This window comes from Pantoea sp. CTOTU46764 (assembly GCF_031974595.1).
Classification (GTDB): Bacteria; Pseudomonadota; Gammaproteobacteria; order Enterobacterales; family Enterobacteriaceae; genus Pantoea; species Pantoea trifolii.
Window position 1 is genome coordinate 14407 of record NZ_DALYOQ010000057.1, and the last position, 15877, is coordinate 30283.

At 49.8% G+C, this 15877-nt stretch carries 14 protein-coding genes and 1 pseudogene; all 15 read left to right on the forward strand.

What is annotated here, in order from left to right; all coding sequences use genetic code 11:
* The coding region (tssA, locus tag RTM06_RS16890) for a type VI secretion system protein TssA (RefSeq protein ID WP_312183720.1) at positions 1-1218 on the forward strand (1218 nt) is incomplete at its 5' end.
* Between the two features lie 20 nt (positions 1219-1238).
* Positions 1239-1955, forward strand: coding sequence for a hypothetical protein (locus tag RTM06_RS16895; protein WP_312183721.1), 717 nt, complete (start codon positions 1239-1241; stop codon positions 1953-1955).
* A 46-nt stretch (positions 1956-2001) separates the two neighbouring features.
* Positions 2002-2424 carry a DUF805 domain-containing protein gene (locus tag RTM06_RS22795; RefSeq protein ID WP_409455812.1) on the forward strand — a complete coding sequence of 141 codons (423 nt, stop codon included), beginning with the start codon at positions 2002-2004 and terminating at the stop codon, positions 2422-2424.
* Positions 2425-2527: 103 nt separating this feature from the next.
* Positions 2528-2644 (forward strand): annotated as a pseudogene (locus RTM06_RS16900) (type VI secretion system baseplate subunit TssF); the annotation flags it as partial.
* Positions 2645-2665: 21 nt separating this feature from the next.
* A complete protein-coding gene (locus RTM06_RS16905) occupies positions 2666-3001 on the forward strand; it encodes a DUF805 domain-containing protein (protein ID WP_312183725.1) in 336 nt (111 codons plus the stop codon).
* Positions 3002-3143: 142 nt separating this feature from the next.
* Complete coding sequence (locus RTM06_RS16910) at positions 3144-5873, forward strand: type VI secretion system tip protein VgrG (RefSeq protein WP_312183727.1); 2730 nt, start codon at positions 3144-3146, stop codon at positions 5871-5873.
* A complete protein-coding gene (locus RTM06_RS16915) occupies positions 5870-7714 on the forward strand; it encodes a phospholipase D-like domain-containing protein (RefSeq protein WP_312183729.1) in 1845 nt (614 codons plus the stop codon). The genes RTM06_RS16910 and RTM06_RS16915 overlap by 4 nt, the downstream gene beginning before the upstream one ends.
* 2 nt (positions 7715-7716) lie before the next feature.
* Positions 7717-8994, forward strand: coding sequence for a DUF6396 domain-containing protein (locus RTM06_RS16920; protein WP_312183730.1), 1278 nt, complete (start codon positions 7717-7719; stop codon positions 8992-8994).
* Between the two features lie 77 nt (positions 8995-9071).
* Positions 9072-9335, forward strand: coding sequence for a PAAR domain-containing protein (locus RTM06_RS16925; protein ID WP_312183732.1), 264 nt, complete (start codon positions 9072-9074; stop codon positions 9333-9335).
* A gap of 2 nt (positions 9336-9337) precedes the next feature.
* Positions 9338-10573 carry a hypothetical protein gene (locus RTM06_RS16930; protein WP_312183734.1) on the forward strand — a complete coding sequence of 412 codons (1236 nt, stop codon included), beginning with the start codon at positions 9338-9340 and terminating at the stop codon, positions 10571-10573.
* Between the two features lie 22 nt (positions 10574-10595).
* Positions 10596-12359 carry a type VI secretion system baseplate subunit TssF gene (gene tssF, locus RTM06_RS16935; protein ID WP_312183736.1) on the forward strand — a complete coding sequence of 588 codons (1764 nt, stop codon included), beginning with the start codon at positions 10596-10598 and terminating at the stop codon, positions 12357-12359.
* On the forward strand, positions 12314-13411 hold the full coding sequence (tssG, locus tag RTM06_RS16940; RefSeq protein WP_265297683.1) for a type VI secretion system baseplate subunit TssG: 1098 nt from the start codon (positions 12314-12316) through the stop codon (positions 13409-13411). Before tssF ends, tssG begins: the two co-directional genes overlap by 46 nt.
* Positions 13386-13919, forward strand: coding sequence for a type VI secretion system lipoprotein TssJ (tssJ, locus tag RTM06_RS16945; RefSeq protein WP_265297685.1), 534 nt, complete (start codon positions 13386-13388; stop codon positions 13917-13919). Before tssG ends, tssJ begins: the two co-directional genes overlap by 26 nt.
* A 2-nt stretch (positions 13920-13921) precedes the next feature.
* A complete protein-coding gene (gene tssE / locus RTM06_RS16950; protein WP_061718496.1) occupies positions 13922-14362 on the forward strand; it encodes a type VI secretion system baseplate subunit TssE in 441 nt (146 codons plus the stop codon).
* A gap of 36 nt (positions 14363-14398) precedes the next feature.
* The gene (locus RTM06_RS16955) at positions 14399-15742 is read left to right on the forward strand and encodes a VasL domain-containing protein (RefSeq protein WP_312183739.1); all 1344 of its coding nucleotides are present in this window, start codon (positions 14399-14401) and stop codon (positions 15740-15742) included.
* The last annotated feature ends 135 nt before the right edge of the window (positions 15743-15877 follow it).

Below are 15877 nucleotides of genomic sequence, written 5' to 3' on the forward strand. Positions count from 1 at the left end.
CATCCACAACGCGCGCGCAGCCGTGAAGCGGCGCTGCGCTGGCCCGCCGGTTCGCGCATGCTCGACACGCTTTCACTCTATCCTGAAGTCACTAAGCAGGATGCGTTGCGAACCGCAGGCGCGTTGCTGCTGATTGAAGACGCGAGCCTGGAGCACGGCGGTGCCGGTCTGGGCAGTTTGTATGCAGCACTGGAAAATCGTCTGCTCAAAGCGGGTGGTCCCGATGCGGTGGTGCCACAGGCCGCGGGTGAAGGGGATAAGCATCAAACCAGCGGTCCGGCTGTGCCACAGATGGGGGCGATAGCCTCCGGACGCGAGCTGCTGGATCAGGCGCGCACGCTGTCGAAATACCTGCGTGATCAACCCGGCGGCTGGCTTGCTGCGCACCGTCTGATGAAATCCCTGCGCCACGATACGCTGCTGCAACTGCCGCCGCTTTCCGGCGACGGCAAAAGCCGTATCGAACCGCCTAAGGCCGACCAGCGCGCTCAGCTTAAACGTCTTTGGCTGCAGCAGAGCTGGCAGGAACTGACCGAGCAGGCCGACAGCCTGTTTTCGCGTGGTGGTAACCATTTCTGGCTTGACCTGCAGTGGTACATCCATCAGGCGCTGACGCGCGCCGGCAACACCACGCTTGCCGCCATCGTGCAGGACGATCTTAAAGGACTGTTGTCGCGCCTGACCGGGCTGGAAACGCTGGCGTTCAGCGACGGTACGCCGTTTGCCGATGAGGTGACGCTCGGCTGGATACAGCAGCAGGTGATGAACACCGAACCCGGTTGGGGCGAAGGGTCGTCAGCGTCAGCTGGTGCCAGCAATGAGGATGACATCCTGCAACTGGAAAGCGAAGCGGTGGAACTGGCTGACCGTGAAGGCATTGAAACCGCGCTGAACTGGCTGCAGCAACGACCGGGAAATGCTTCACCGCGTCAGCAGTGGCTGCTGCGCCTGCTGATGGCGCGCGTCGCCGAGCAGTTCGGACGTCAGGAAATGGCGTTACATCTACTTAGCGGACTTGATAGCAGCGCAGATGACATGACGCTTGGCCAGTGGGAACCATCGCTGCTGTTTGAAGTGAAATCGAGGCGGCTAAAACTGCTGCGCGCTCGCGCCGGGCGCAGTGAAGCGGATAAAGCACGAATGCAGCCGGAAATGGAACAACTGTTGGCCGGGTTGGTGAATATTGATGCGGCGCGAGCTGTGGTGCTGTTGGGTTAATAATTCAAAAGGATATTGCAATGTTATCTATTCGTGTACTCGCTCTGGTTATGGTGTGTTTATTAACCGGTTGCACTCAGCTCTTATGGACTTTAAATGACTATCAATCAAAAGGATATAACCGAGAAATAAAAATCGCAGACAGGGTTAATGGCATATTTAAATATAACAACATAAGCCTGACAGTAAGTGGGGGGAAAGATAAAAAGGACTTCATCAGACTTCCAGAAAATGGTGTTGGATTTGTGGGTGAGAAAAATATTTACTTCGTGACAGTTAATGGTAATGAGTTGCTTGCCTTAGATGCGATCATCAAAAATATCCCATTGAAAATGAATGATCATGAGGAATACATAAATATCAGCGTGAATAGCTATTATGATAAAAATGTTAATGCTGCCTTTAAGCAAGTAATGAATGTCATGACCAGACAGTCTGTGGCTGAATTAACGGCATCGCAAAAAACATTGCTGGAAAGCAATGGCTTTAAATCTACTAATGGTTACTATCATCGACTGGTAAGCATCGAAGGAATTATCATAAACAGACAGCGCTTAGGAAATTCATTCTCGGATGCTTCATCTCTAAATGATAGTTATCAAGTCCGTTTTTACTCTGATTATTTGTCCAGTAACATTGATGCTGGAAAGCTGGCATTCAACCTTGCAATGACACCTGTTACTTTGATAGGTGATGTCATTCTCAGTCCTCTTTATTTGATTTATGCGATGCAATGATTATAGGTTTTAATTATATGCATTATTTCAATAAGTGAGGTTTGAGGTGTTCAAAATCATTGTTCGATGTTACATTTCTGGCTGGCGCAACACCTTTAACTATAGAGGATATGCGACTCGGAAAGAATTTTGGGTTTTCATTCTGGTTAATTTAATCTTTCTCAATTTTTATTCTGCATTAACTGGAATGCTGACTCTGACCGGAAGTGGCATAGTTGATGTTTTATTGTTCCTTTCGATGGGGTTTTCTCTTCAACTTTTATTTATAAGCATCCTTATCATCCCTGTTATGTCTTTGGGCGTAAGAAGAATGCATGATATTGGCCGGAGTGGCTGGTGGTTTAGTAGCCTGCTACTCAGCAATATTTTTATTATTCCTCATTCCTTGGTGCTCTGGTCAGCAGTATTGCAAATCATTTTTCATGGGATATTGCACTCTCTATATCGATTTGGGCAAGTCTCGTATTGAATTTGAGCGTTATTTTTTACCTGACATATTTGTGTTGCAAACCTTCAGTAAGACCATCACCGCTTCCACATTAACGCAATAAAAAAACAATCAGATCGACGTAATGAAAGATCTCACCCTGCGCTACCTGCGTGATGCCGCGAAGGAATTCGCGGCTACGCATCCTGATCGCGCTGCGATGCTCAAGCTTTATCGGGATGGCGCGCCGGATCCGATAGTTGGGTTAACTGTTAGGGATTAAATGATGAACGACCGCTTAGCGGAATGTTACGCCAGAGCCTGGCGTAAAACATTCGATTATAAAGGATGCGCCACGTGCAAGGAATTCTGGTCATTTATTCTGGTCAGTACACTGCCTTTTTTATTTGCAGGCGCTGTGCTTCTTGTTTTACATATATGGGTTGATTTGTGGGTGATTATGTTTAGGGGAATTGGTCTTGCGTCTGTTATGTCATTTTTCAGCGTAATCATTATTTTTCCTTTTATGTCGCTGGGAATTCGACGCATGCACGATATTGGCCGCTCAGGCTGGTGGTTTGGCTTCCTGTTTATAGGAAGTGTTTTTTATTTCCTGTAAGTCTGTTTTTATTATACCTATGCAGTAAGCCTTCGCTCCATCCGCATCCGGTTTATCTCTGAATAAATAATCAGAGCTCTGTGTAATATTTTTAAGATTCACGATTTAACTAAATTATCAGTATCCTTACATCATGGAGGACATGATGAACACATCCAGTATTCTACAGAAAGTTTTGTCGGTCTCATTAAATCGCTATTATCTCGATTTACCGGGCAGCACCTTTAGTACTGATGTTGAAGAGATTGAGGGAAAGGAGGAAATGAGCGAACTGTATCGTTACACAGTTCGTTTCACCAGCGATGCTGGCGACATACAGCCTCAGCAGATGCTGCGGAAAAAAGTCTGGTTAAATATGCAAGCTCCATCAGATGAGCTGAAATCGGTATTGCCTGAAAAAATAGTTAAAGTCATACACGGAGTGATAACTTACTTTCGGCGATTGCAAGGTTCACGCGATCAAGTAAGTTATGAAATTATTATTGAGCCATTTGTTTCACTGCTAGATAAACAATTCCACAGTCATCGATTTTTCGTCAACAAATCAGTGCCTGAAGTGGTAACGAAAATACTTACTGAACATGGTCTGGAAGCCTGGCAATACCAATTTACCCTGAAGCAAAGCTATCCAAAGCGCGAACAAATTAATCAGTACCAGGAAAGCGATCTAAAATTCATTCAACGTTTACTGGCTGAAGTAGGAATTTTTTTCTACTTTCGCTTACAGGAGGATGCGCGCACTGAAGTTATCCATTTTGGTGACAGTCAGGTGGCGTTTAATACTGTCAAATCGCTGCCGCTTAACAGCCCTTCAGGTATGGGTGATGGCGGAAAAGATTCTATCTGGGAATTAAATCTTAATCATCAGGTTGTGGAAGCTAGCGTATCCGCTAAAGATTATAACCATCGTGAGGCGCAATATATTTTACGGTCTGCGGAAGCGGATATGACACGGGGCGATGGCGATGAAACTAATTATGGCAAGGTTTATCATTATCGACCTCGCCATCCACAATCTGGTGACAAGTACATACCATCTGCAGAAACCGCCAACTTCTATGCACGTTTGGATCATGAACGCTTCCTCGCTAGCCAAACATCCATTACAGGAATAAGCACCGATCCCTCTCTGGCTGCTGGGCAAACGCTGATAATAACCGACAATAGTGTTCCTTCAACCTTGCCAGAGTTACTGCATAACCCACTGGTAATTATAAAGTTGAAGTTCGTTGCCAGTCGGGAATCAGCCATGCGAGTGACGATTGGCGCCGTGCCATACAGTGAAACAATTTGCTGGCGTCCAGCAATGCTTGCACGCCCTAAAGTCAGCGGCACCATGACAGCGCGAGTCACTAGCGCAAAAGATAATGATATCTACGCCTGGCAGGACGCTTCAGGTCTTTATCGTGTGGTGTTTGATGCGGATGAAGAGAGCAAAGATCGCGGTCAGGAGGGCATGCCAGTGCGACTCGCCAAACCTTATGGCGGCGATATGTATGGCTTCCACTTCCCGCTGATTCAGGGAACGGAAGTGGCGATAGCCTTCCGCGAAGGTGATCCCGACCAGCCTTATATTGCTCACGCGCTTCATGATTCGCGCCATGTCGATCACGTCACCGAAAAGAACAGCACACGCAACGTTATCCGCACAGCAGGTTTAAACAAACTGCGCATGGAAGATAAGCGCGATGAAGAACACATCAAACTCAGCACCGAATATGGTGGTAAATCACAGCTAAGCCTGGGGCACCTGGTTGATTCCTCGAGAGCCAAACGCGGTGAAGGTTTTGAACTGCGCACGGACAAGTGGGGCGGGATTCGTGCCGGAAATGGTATTTTTATCAGCGCAGACAAGCAGCCTGCCGCCGGTGCAGAAGTGCTTGAGATGCAGGATGCACTTAACCGCTTGCACAATGCAGGCAATCAAATGCAGCAGTTAGCTGATGATGGAAAAGCCGCAGGCGCAGAACCTGCGCAAGTGGAAACTCAACTCAATTTCATGCGCGAAGAGTTAGAACAGCTCAAGCAAGCAGTCGCAATGCTTAGTGCGCCGCAGGGAATCGCGTTGACTAGCGGTAAACATTTACAGCTTGCGGCGGCAAAGAATTTAATTGCCACGGCGGGAGCAGACGCTGATGTAGGCATCCTCAAACGCATGTTTATCGGTGTGGGCGAGGGACTGAATGTATTTGTGCGCAGTATGGGTATCAAGCTATTAGCGAATCAGGGGCCGGTTTCGATTCAGGCGCAGAACGATCAATTGCAGTTGCTTGCAAGGCAAGGACTGGAAATTACCAGCACCGAAGATGAAATTCATATCATTGCTAAAAAGAAAATCGTGCTGAATGCCGGGGGAAGCTACATCACGCTGGACCCGTGCAAAATTGAGTTGGGCACCGATGGTGACTTTGCGGTGAAATCAGCAGATTTCGCCTATAGCGGACCGGCGAGTATGACGGCAGAGCACCCCGAATATCCCGAAATCCAATCCAGTGCTAAGCAATTATTGAATCTTAAAGTACCCATGTCACCTGACGCAGAAGCCGGAAGCTGGGCTGGCATGCCGTATACGTTGTACGCCGATGGAGCAGCGATAAAACAGGGCGTGCTGGATAACACCGGCAATTTACCGGTTGAACATCAAACCGTGACAAAAGCTTATCGCTTGGTAATGGCAAACGGAGTCAGCTTCCAGATTCCGGTCGCCGCCAATTATCGCAATCCCGAGCAAGGCGTTCTGGCAAATCGCGGCATTCATCATCATCACTCGCAAACTGCAGATGAAATTAATGCTCCGGATTCGCACACCGAGCACCGCTCGCTCTATGCCGCATTACTTGATGGTATTAATGACAGGGAAAAAGACGCATGAGTCAGTCAGATATCGTTTCACCTATTGCAACCGATATAACCCAGCAATGTGTGATTACACCGCCGTGGTTTGTACAGGGCAGCGAATACCAACCCTTACCAGCAACCTATTATCCGTTGATTAATGGTGAGGAAGCATTTGGTGCGGTGCATCATGCCATCGAAAATGCGCGCAAATCGGTGGATATTATTTGCTGGGGTTTTCAGCCTTCGATGTATTTTGTGCGTGATGGCAAAGCGCCCTGTATTGGGCAATTATTGATTGATATTGCTGAAAAGCGTGGAGTGGAAGTCAGGATTCTGGGTTGGGAAATGCCGTTTAATACCGCCGGATTTGGTGATGAAGCAAATTTACCTGGAAAGTTTTTGCCGATAGTAAGAAACCGCGCAGGTCAGACTTCTACCGATACACAATTTGATTTTGACTGCTGGTGGTTTAAAACCTCTGCGCGCTTTAATACCATGAAAGAAATAGTCCGGGGAAAAGAAACCACACTTGAGAAACTTTACCCTTTTCCTCATTTTGTTAGCCGTGGTTTTAATGCGAGGGATCGTGCTGAAATTGCATACCAGGCAAAATTTAAAGCTCTTGATAAAAACCTGAGCAACTCTACGATTGCTACTATGGCAGGAACTGTCACTCATCATCAAAAAACCGTAATAGTGGATTATGAACTGCCGGAGAGAGCAGTGGGTTTTGTGATGGGACATAACATGCTGGATGAATACTGGGATACTGATGCACACTCAGCCAGAAATCGGGGTGCTAATGCACCCGAACCGAATAAAGGCGCGACCGGTGCTCTGCCACGGCAGGATATTTCCAGTCGGGTAACCGGACCAATTCTTGAGCATTTACATCATAATTTCGCGACTGCCTGGCAGAAAGAAACCGGACAGAATCTCTTGTGGCAGCGCAATGCTAATGAGGCGGCTAAAAACATGCGGCCACAAAAATTACTTGGCACACCAATAATGGCGCAATTGCTGCGCACCCAGGCGCAGGTAGGTAAGCGTGATATTGAGAAACTCTATTTACAGGCAACAAATAACGCCACACAGTTTATCTATATTGAAAACCAGTATTTCCGCTGGCCGCCACTGGCAGAATTGATTAAGAAAGTAGCAGCAGATCAGACTCGAGGAGGGCGAGATCCGGGCAAACACGGCTCGCTTTATGTTTTTGTTACCACTAATGTGACTGATGGCGGTATTGGAGCCGGTACAGTTAATACGCAACGCATGCTGGAAAGCCTGGGACGTGCGAATTCCGTACCTGAACTCACTAAGCTAAGACGTAAGGAAGCGTTACGAAATGAGATGCTAGCTCCACCCTCAATTGATGCTTCTCTCGATGAGAAAATGAAATATATTAAGGAAAGAAAAGAGAAAGAGGCAGAACTCAGGGCCAAAGAAAAGGAAATAGAGAACAGTGTTGTTCTTCCTGTTGAACATCCTGGATTAAAAATCCATGTCTGTTCACTGGTGGCTCCTGATTCAGAAGCTAATAACTGGATGCCTGTATACATTCACTCAAAGCTGATGATTATAAATGATGTTTTCACCACTCATGGTTCAGCTAATATCAATACCCGCAGTATGCAGGTAGATAGTGAAATGAACATTGCACATTGTAATGCATCAGTAACTAAGGCTATGCGTAAGCGGTTGTGGAATTTGCATACAAATAATTTGGGTGGGCAGGATGATCCCGGAATTGCTTTTGACAACTGGGATGATCTGATAAAAGAAAATCAAGGGTTAATGGATGTGGAGAATTCGCCTAGAGCTTCTATTATTCCTTTTTTATATGAAAGTGCAAAATCTAGTGACTTGGACTAAATATGAAGTTTTTAATGATTATTGCTTTTCTGCTTTTTGCTTTTGAACTGGATGATGAATCCTTATTAAAAAAGAGCTATGCCATGAATAATTTAACAAAGGGTAATTTAGATTTAGACTTTCTCTGTAAGCATCAGACTTTGAGTGATGGAAAATCTGAAGCAAAATTATTGTTTGACTACGCTCGCTGGTTACAAAAAAACAACCAACTTAAACAGGATGAAGTTGTATATGCTGAAATAGAGCGCTTGTACCGCATAGCAGCAGGAAATGGCAATGCTAAAGCTATTATCAATTTGCTAAATGGTTCTTTAAAAGGTCAGTTTTTTCTTCTTGATCAAGAGAAGTTGGGTTTAAGTCAGCAACTAATTGATGAAAAGGTTGGTGCTGGATATTATTTTATAGCTCTCTTTTTGGAACATGGAGCTGCAGGTCTTCAGCAAGACACCGATATGGGTTTACGTTATATGCGCAAAGCTGCGGATGAAGGTAACCCACAAGCTCAGGCTTATATAGGTTATAAGCTTGCCCCACTAAAAATGGCACCAAGCATTAGTCGAAAATTGCGTCGTTGCGCTGCTGAACAAGGAGAAGGTAATGCTGCAAACGCTTTGGCTATTAATTATAAAATAAGTGGTGAATTTGATAGTGCAATAGAGTTATTTCAATTGGGGGTGGCTGCTGGGGATTCAAGTTCGGCTAGTTATTTATCCAATGGCTTTGATGGGATTGATAAAAAAAATGATATTTATTATTTGAGTTTAAAGGAAGATAAAGAACGATCTCGACGTTATCATGATATTAAGAAAGTTTTATCCCGTTACTCGTATGCTAATCCCAAAGTTCCAGAAATAAATGAAATAGTGCCGCTTCCGCCAGCTCCGCTACCTGCCTGGGATGGAAAGTTAAAATGGCTGGAAGAACGAGAAGCCAATATTCCACCTGAAAAGCCCAGTGAAGCACTGATTAATCAAATGGCGCGAGACAAGCAACTTGATCCTGCTACTGGCAAACCATTACCGGAGTCTCCACATTTTGTTCGTGATGATTCTATCAAGCTGTCGTGCCGTAATGGTGAAGTGTGTCCCGTTACTGGATATTGGGAAATGGAATGGTGGGATTACAACAGCCTGAATACTCAGAGGATAGTGCGTTTTAATCAGGGGAATATTCTGCCAACTGACAGAGTACGGCGTGTGGTCACTCGTCCCTGGCCATTTGAGGACAAAATTGTGATTGAAGAGAAAATGATGGCGTGGCGTTTAATTGCTGAGGTTTAAATTTTAGGGTTTGTTTTATTTAAATGTATTGCCGCTAAAAAAATGTTGGGGTTTTCTCAGTTTAAAGGAGTGATTTAATGAAAGGAATTATCCGTTTAGGCGACAGCCATACTGGTGGTGGTACGGTGCTGGAAGGTTCAAGCACAATGAAATTTTCTGGTGTCGGCGCAGCACGTAAAGGGGATGTGGTTATTTGTCCTATTATTGGTCACGGTAAAAATTTCATTGCCGAAGGCCATGCCACTTTTAATGATAATGGTGTGCCGGTGGCATTTCAGGGGCATCGGTGTGCGTGTGGTTGTGAATTAATCTCCAGCCTTACACAAGCTGTGGCAGAGTAATTATGGCAATCAACCTCAGGCAGGTACCTACTGCGCTCAAACAGCCCGAATTGCCAAGATGGTGGTTCTGGCTATTATTACTCGCTCTGTTTTTGGTATCTGGCACCGCTTATCAAATGTCAGTTAATTTGGAAAATAAATCCATTGATGCTGAAGCCTTTTGGGAAAAGGCATTAGTGATCCCAGCCGCTATTTGGTTCACGCTGTCAGTCCTCCGAATGGTTTATTATTCCGGTGATATTGCAACAGTTGACAAACTGAATGCTAAAAGAGAAATGGCTATTCAGCAACAAGTGCAGTTGGGTCAGCGCTACCTCAACATCTTAGACGTCAGCCTTCATACTGCACTGCGTTTTCCTGATGATCCGGATGGTAAGAAACAATGGCAGGCGATCCAACAAAAACAGCAGGCACTGAAAACCCAGCCTTCATGGCAAAGCGAACGTGGTATTAGACATAGCCGGTTAACTGCTGCGCCTGATCAATCGCCTGAGCAAATACTTAACCAAGTAATGACCGCAACAATTAATCAATTGAGTAAGACGTTAGCATCGTTTCCATCTGATTTACCGCTGCATCTACTACTGGAAAATCACATCGGCTTGCCGGATATCAATATTCAGAAAATGTGGCAGCAACATTTTAACGTTGCTCACATCCAGCAAGAGATTGAATGGCTGCATGGCTCAGGGCTTCAAGTCATCGATGAGTGGTTGGATCATCGCAGTAATAAAGCCTCTTTGTTTTTGGTTTTAGCCGTCAACTTTGCCCCTGCACAGCTGGAAGCAACGGCTGAATCGCTAGTTTATTTACTGCTGGCAAATCCGGGTTTGCCAGATTCCCCCAAACCGCTAGCGCAATTGCATCGACCTGAACAGGCTTACAGTGTGACTGAGGAGGATCTGCACTATGCGGTGCAACATGCTGCGCTGTGGGGAGATGCCACGACTGAACAAATCAAAAGTGGATGGTTGGTTGGCGTACATTCTTCATGGCAGCAGAGGGTGGCAATGGCTCTTAAGGCGCTATCGTTACCGCTCAATATTGGACAGGATCTGCACGACATTAACAGCACGTTGGGTTATCCGGGGCCTGCTGCATGCTGGCTTACTATCGCTTGCGCCAGTACATCCTTGAATGAAGGTCCACAGATCATGCTTAGTGGAACGGGATTAGAAACCGAGCAATTGTGGGCCACTCTAATCACTCCAGCTAAAGACCATAACTCTAATACTTAACGCAACAACTCATGGCCTAACTATGAAAGACCTAACTCTGCGCTATTACGATACCGAAATGCGCTACCTGCGTGATGCCGCGAAGGAATTCGCGGCTACGCATCCTGATCGCGCTGCGATGCTTAACCTTGACCGGGCTGGCGCGCCAGACCCTTTTGTTGAACGTCTGCTGGAGGGCTTTGCCTTTTCCGTCGGTCGCCTGCGTCAGAAAATTGATGACGATCTGCCGGAACTGACTGAAGGGCTGGTCAGCATGCTGTGGCCGCACTACTTGCGCACCATTCCGTCGCTGTCGGTGGTGGCGCTGACACCAGACCTGCCAAAAATGAAAATGGCGGAGGTGGCGCCAGCCGGACTGGAGGTCTATTCGCGTCCGGTTGGCCCGAAAAATACCGTATGCCGCTACCGCACCACGCAGGCGCTGACGCTGAATCCGCTGGAAGTCGCTGGCGTGACAATGGCAACCGAGCCGGACGGGCGGTCGCTGCTGCGTATCCGCATCAACAGCAGCGGTCAGGCCGACTGGTATCAGACCGATTTGAGCCGCCTGCGCTTCTGGCTGGGCGAAGACGTGCCGGTTGGCAATGCGCTGCACCAGATGCTGACGCGTCGTCAGGCGGCGTTGTACATCCGCCTCGCGGGTCAGGGAGAGCGTGCGCGGCTCGACGGCTGGTTCAGCCCCGGCGGATTTGGCGAGGAGGATCGGCTGTGGCCCAAGGGCGATAGCGCTTTCAGTGGCTATCAACTGCTGCTCGAATACTTCACCTTCCCGGAGAAATTCCGCTTTGTTCATCTCAACGGGCTGGAGAACGTTACGTTGCCGCCGGGCCTCACGTATTTCGATATTGAGGTGGTGTTCAGCGCACAGTGGCAGAGCGATCTGCCGGTGACGGACGAGTCGCTGCGCCTGCACTGCGTGCCGGTGATTAACCTGTTCACGCTGGAGGCCGATCCGTTAACGGTCAGCGGACTGGAGAGCGAATACCTGCTTCGTCCGAAGCGACTGCAGGACGGGCATACCGAAATCTACGCGGTGGATGCGGTTAACGGTTCGGGCATTGGCGGCAGCGCGGATTACGTGCCGTTCTCCAGTTTCCGCCACAAGGGCGGCATGATGCGTCGACAGGCACCTGAGCGCTATTTCCATACTCGTGTGCGTAAAGGCGTAAGCGGGCTACATGATACCTGGCTCATTCTCGGCGGCCAGCAATGGGAAGCGGGTCAGGAGCTGGCGAAAGACACGCTGTCGCTACGCATCACCGGCACTAACGGTCAACTACCGCGTCGGGCGCTGCAGAGCACGCTGCTGGATCGCTGCGAACAGGTATTACAGACGCCGGTGACGGTGCGCAACCTATGTCGTCCAACGCTGCCCGCTTATCCACCGGCAGAAGATCGCTTTCACTGGCGCGTGCTGAGCCATCTCGGCTCTGGCTTCATCAATATGATGAGCAGTGCAGAAGTGCTACGCGGCACGCTGGCGCTCTACAACTGGCAGGATGACGAGCTGTGTAACCGCAAGCTCGACGCCATTCTTGACGTGCAGCATCACCGTCTGCAGCGCTTTGAAAACGGTTATCTGCTGCGTGGTCTTGAGGTGGAAATCACTCTGGACAGCAACGGTTTCACCGGTGACGGCGACATCAACCTTTTCGGCGAGATGCTCAACCGCTTCCTGTCGCTGTACGCCGACATGAATCAGTTCATTCAGCTCTCCCTCATCATCCGGCCAGAAGGAAAATACATCCGGTGGAAAGAGAATCACAGCCAGCGCCTGCCCGGCTAATCGCGCAGTTGGGTGAACAGCTGCCTTACATGAACTTTTACCGCTTCTGCCAGCTGCTTGAGCAGAGCGAACCCGATGCACCGGTGCCCGGCAGCGGCTGGCAGGTACGCCATGAGCCGGTGCGCTTCCGTCCTCATCCGGGCATGGGCTTCCCGGCGGGCGAAATCCGCGGCTATGAAAATCCTGCCCGTCCCGGTTTGCCGCCGACGGTGCGCGTCAATTTTATGGGGTTATATGGCACCGAATCGCCGCTGCCAACGCGTTATATCGATGACATTGCCCAGCGTCGCGATGGCCACGAGGCGATGCAGGATTTCCTCGACATCTTCAATCACCGTCTGACCACGCAGTTCTACCGCATCTGGCGCAAGTATTCCTATCCGGCCACCTTCGCAGAAGGTGGCCGCGATAATACCTCGCAGTATCTGCTGGGGCTGGCCGGACTGGGCATTAATGGGTGCGCCGAAAATGTGGCAACGCCGGTGTCGCGGTTTCTGGCGCTGCTACCGGTGATGCTGCTGCCGGGGCGTACCGGCGAGGGCGTGAGTTCGCTAGTGAGTCTGCTGGCACCGGATACGCGAGCGGAGGTCATGCACTGGGAGCCGCGACGCATTGAGCAGCGTAACGTACTGGCGATGAGCGTACGTCAGCCGGTGAGCATGAAAAATCGGCCGGTGATGGGCACGCACGCCACCGACGTTAACGGTCAGGTACTGATACGGTTGTTCACGCGCAATCCCGACGAAGTGAGCGGCTGGCTGCCAGGCGGACAACTGCACGGCGATTTTATGGCGATGCTGCACGTTTATCTCGGGGCGAAGCTAGATGCGCGGCTAGAGCTGTGCGTGGAGCGCCAGCTGCTGCCGGATGCGCAGCTAAGCTGCAAAAGTGCCAGCGCTGTGCAGCTGGGGCGCACCGCCGTGCTGCCGCAGTTAGCGGAGCAGAGTGTAAAAATAAAAGACGTCATTACTATTCAGCTCGGCCGCTATGAGCGAGTCCGGTTAAACACATCAAGGATTGAGACCGATGAAGAAGGCGATTACCGCTGGTAAAACCCTGCTCCCCATAATATTCGCGCTGGCCGTCAGCGGCTGCGGGCTGACGCAGAAAGTGACGGACGGCACTGTTTCGATGACCAAAGCCATTTTCTATAAGCAGATTAAAACGCTGCATCTCGACTTTGTCGCACGCGAAGGTGTTAACCGCAACGCGCAGGGCGCGGCACTGACCACCGTGGTGCGCGTCTGGCAAATTAAAGACCGTAAGGCGTTTGATACCTCCGATTATCCGTCTCTGCTCGCTGCCGACAGCCAGGCGCTTAAGGCCGATTTAGTGGCGGAGAAATCGGTGAGCGTGCGTCCCGGCGAGTCAGTGAGTATCGATGTGCCGATGGAAGAGAGCGCCCAGTTTGTGGCGATTGCGGGCATGTTCCTGTCGCCGGACCAGCAGAATGAAAAATGGCGACTGGTGATGACGCGCGACGACCTCGATCCCGACAAGGCGCGCATTATTGAGCTGGGCGACGGAACGTTGACCTTGCTGGCCGTGAAGAAGGAGTAATCATGACGCCTTCACTCTATGACATTCTATATGGCAACTTTGAAGGTGACCTCGAACTCGACGCCGTCAGTGAAGAGAATCAGGTCATTTTATCTGTGCTGGACAATATGCAGCGCATTCTCAACAGCCGTGCCGGGGCATTGGCACATTTGCCGGATTACGGCCTGCCCGATATGACGCGTATCCTGCAGGGCATGCCCGGCACCGCACACCAGTTGATGCACACACTTTCCGGCGTGCTGCTGAAATATGAGCCACGCCTGAAGCGCATTGATGTGGTGTTACTGGAACAGAGCATGCCCGGCGAGCTGCGGTATGCCATTGATGCCGAACTCAAAGAGGGCGGATTGGTGCGCTTCGGCACCGAATTTATGCCGGAAGGGCGCGTGATGATCCGCCACATGAAACAACAGCAATACCTTGATGCCAGGGCATCTGTTTAACTTTTTAGCCTGATTAGGGCTTTTTGGAACACAGCAATGACTTCATCTCAACCTCGCTATGTCAAAACCGGTGGCGATCCGCGTGGGTTTGCGGAATATGCTGCGCTGCGTCAGGAAATGCAGAAACTCACGCATCCGGCGCGTCCGGATGTGGATTGGCCGCATGTCTCTGCGCTCAGTCTGACGCTGTTCGAACAAAACGGCGTCGAATTGCAAAGTGCAGTTTGGTATACACTTTCTCGCTCTCACGTGGCAGGAACGGCAGGGATGGCCGAAGGCCTAGCGGTGCTGGTAGCATTGGTCACCCGTGAATGGTCGACGCTATGGCCGCTGCCGACGCATTCACGTATGGAACTGTTGTCTGGACTGAGCCGTCGGTTGCAGCAGTTCCTGCGCACGCAAACGATAACCGAATCTGACTTAACGGCGCTCAGCCAGGCGGCGCGTTTGCTTAGCGAAGCTGGCGATCACCTGCAGCGTCTTAAACTGCGTCAGCTTAGCCAGATTGATCCGCTACTGGACCGCATTCGCAATGCGGTGGTGATGCTGGAGCGCTGCGATATCTCAACGTCTGATGCCGCTTCAGCGCTGCCTGAAGTGGTTTCGATTGAGAAGCCCGTGCTGGCGTTGGCGGATGCAGAAGCCAGCGGTTGGGTGTATGTGCCGGCTCACGATACGCCCGCACCGGATGTGAGGCACCTGCGCCGTCGCGCGTTTATCAGTGGTGTGGGCGCTACGCTACTAAGCGTGTCGCTTATCACCGCCGCTTGCTATTTCGTTAAGCAAAATACTGAGCAGGAATCACCGTTGCAGCAGGCATTGCTGACTTCTATATCTCCAATCCCTGCGCCGCTTACACCGGAAATGGTTGCCAAACTACAGGCTAATCCACCTGAATGGCTGAACGACGGTGCATGGCTGGAGCAAACGCAGCAGCAACTGAGCTGGCTGCTGGGCGTATCGCCAGCCTGGAGTTTGCAGCACGGTAATGCACTGGTGGTGCAGGCCAATCTGTTGTTGCCTGATTCGGATGCGGTTAAAACGATGAGTGCACGCTGGAACAAGCAAATTAAGGCGGCAGCGCTGCCTGCTGAGAAGATGCAGGGATGGCAACAGGGCATGGAGCAGCTCAACATGTTGTCACAGCGCCTGAACGGACTGGACGAGAAGCGCGGTAAGTATCTGACGGTGAGCGAACTGAAAACAGCGGTCTATGATATGACGCAGGCGTTCAACGGAACGGTGCCACTGGAAGAAGAACTGCGCGTGTTGCAGCAATCAGATGGTGACGTTCCACCCCATCAATTAGCACAAGCGGAAATGCACCTGAAGCAGCTTATCGCCAGTTATCAAGAGTTGGCCGCATCTTTAAGAGAGTAAAATTGAGCAAAATCCGCGGGCTAATTTGCTTTTGCAAGCTGTCGATTTAGACGGGGGTTCGAATCCCCCCCTCTGCAGATTAGGCAAAAAAAAGCCTGAACTTTCGTTCAGGCTCTTCTTTAGAATGTGGCGGTG

Coding starts and splice junctions, on each gene's coding strand:
- RTM06_RS16910 (WP_312183727.1), top strand. CDS start 3,144: ATGATGAACACATCCAGTATTCTACAGAAAGTTTTGTCGGTCTCATTA.
- tssJ (WP_265297685.1), top strand. CDS start 13,386: ATGAAGAAGGCGATTACCGCTGGTAAAACCCTGCTCCCCATAATATTC.
- tssE (WP_061718496.1), top strand. CDS start 13,922: ATGACGCCTTCACTCTATGACATTCTATATGGCAACTTTGAAGGTGAC.
- RTM06_RS16895 (WP_312183721.1), top strand. CDS start 1,239: ATGTTATCTATTCGTGTACTCGCTCTGGTTATGGTGTGTTTATTAACC.
- tssF (WP_312183736.1), top strand. CDS start 10,596: ATGAAAGACCTAACTCTGCGCTATTACGATACCGAAATGCGCTACCTG.
- RTM06_RS16920 (WP_312183730.1), top strand. CDS start 7,717: ATGAAGTTTTTAATGATTATTGCTTTTCTGCTTTTTGCTTTTGAACTG.
- RTM06_RS16915 (WP_312183729.1), top strand. CDS start 5,870: ATGAGTCAGTCAGATATCGTTTCACCTATTGCAACCGATATAACCCAG.
- RTM06_RS16955 (WP_312183739.1), top strand. CDS start 14,399: ATGACTTCATCTCAACCTCGCTATGTCAAAACCGGTGGCGATCCGCGT.
- RTM06_RS16905 (WP_312183725.1), top strand. CDS start 2,666: ATGATGAACGACCGCTTAGCGGAATGTTACGCCAGAGCCTGGCGTAAA.
- RTM06_RS16925 (WP_312183732.1), top strand. CDS start 9,072: ATGAAAGGAATTATCCGTTTAGGCGACAGCCATACTGGTGGTGGTACG.
- RTM06_RS16930 (WP_312183734.1), top strand. CDS start 9,338: ATGGCAATCAACCTCAGGCAGGTACCTACTGCGCTCAAACAGCCCGAA.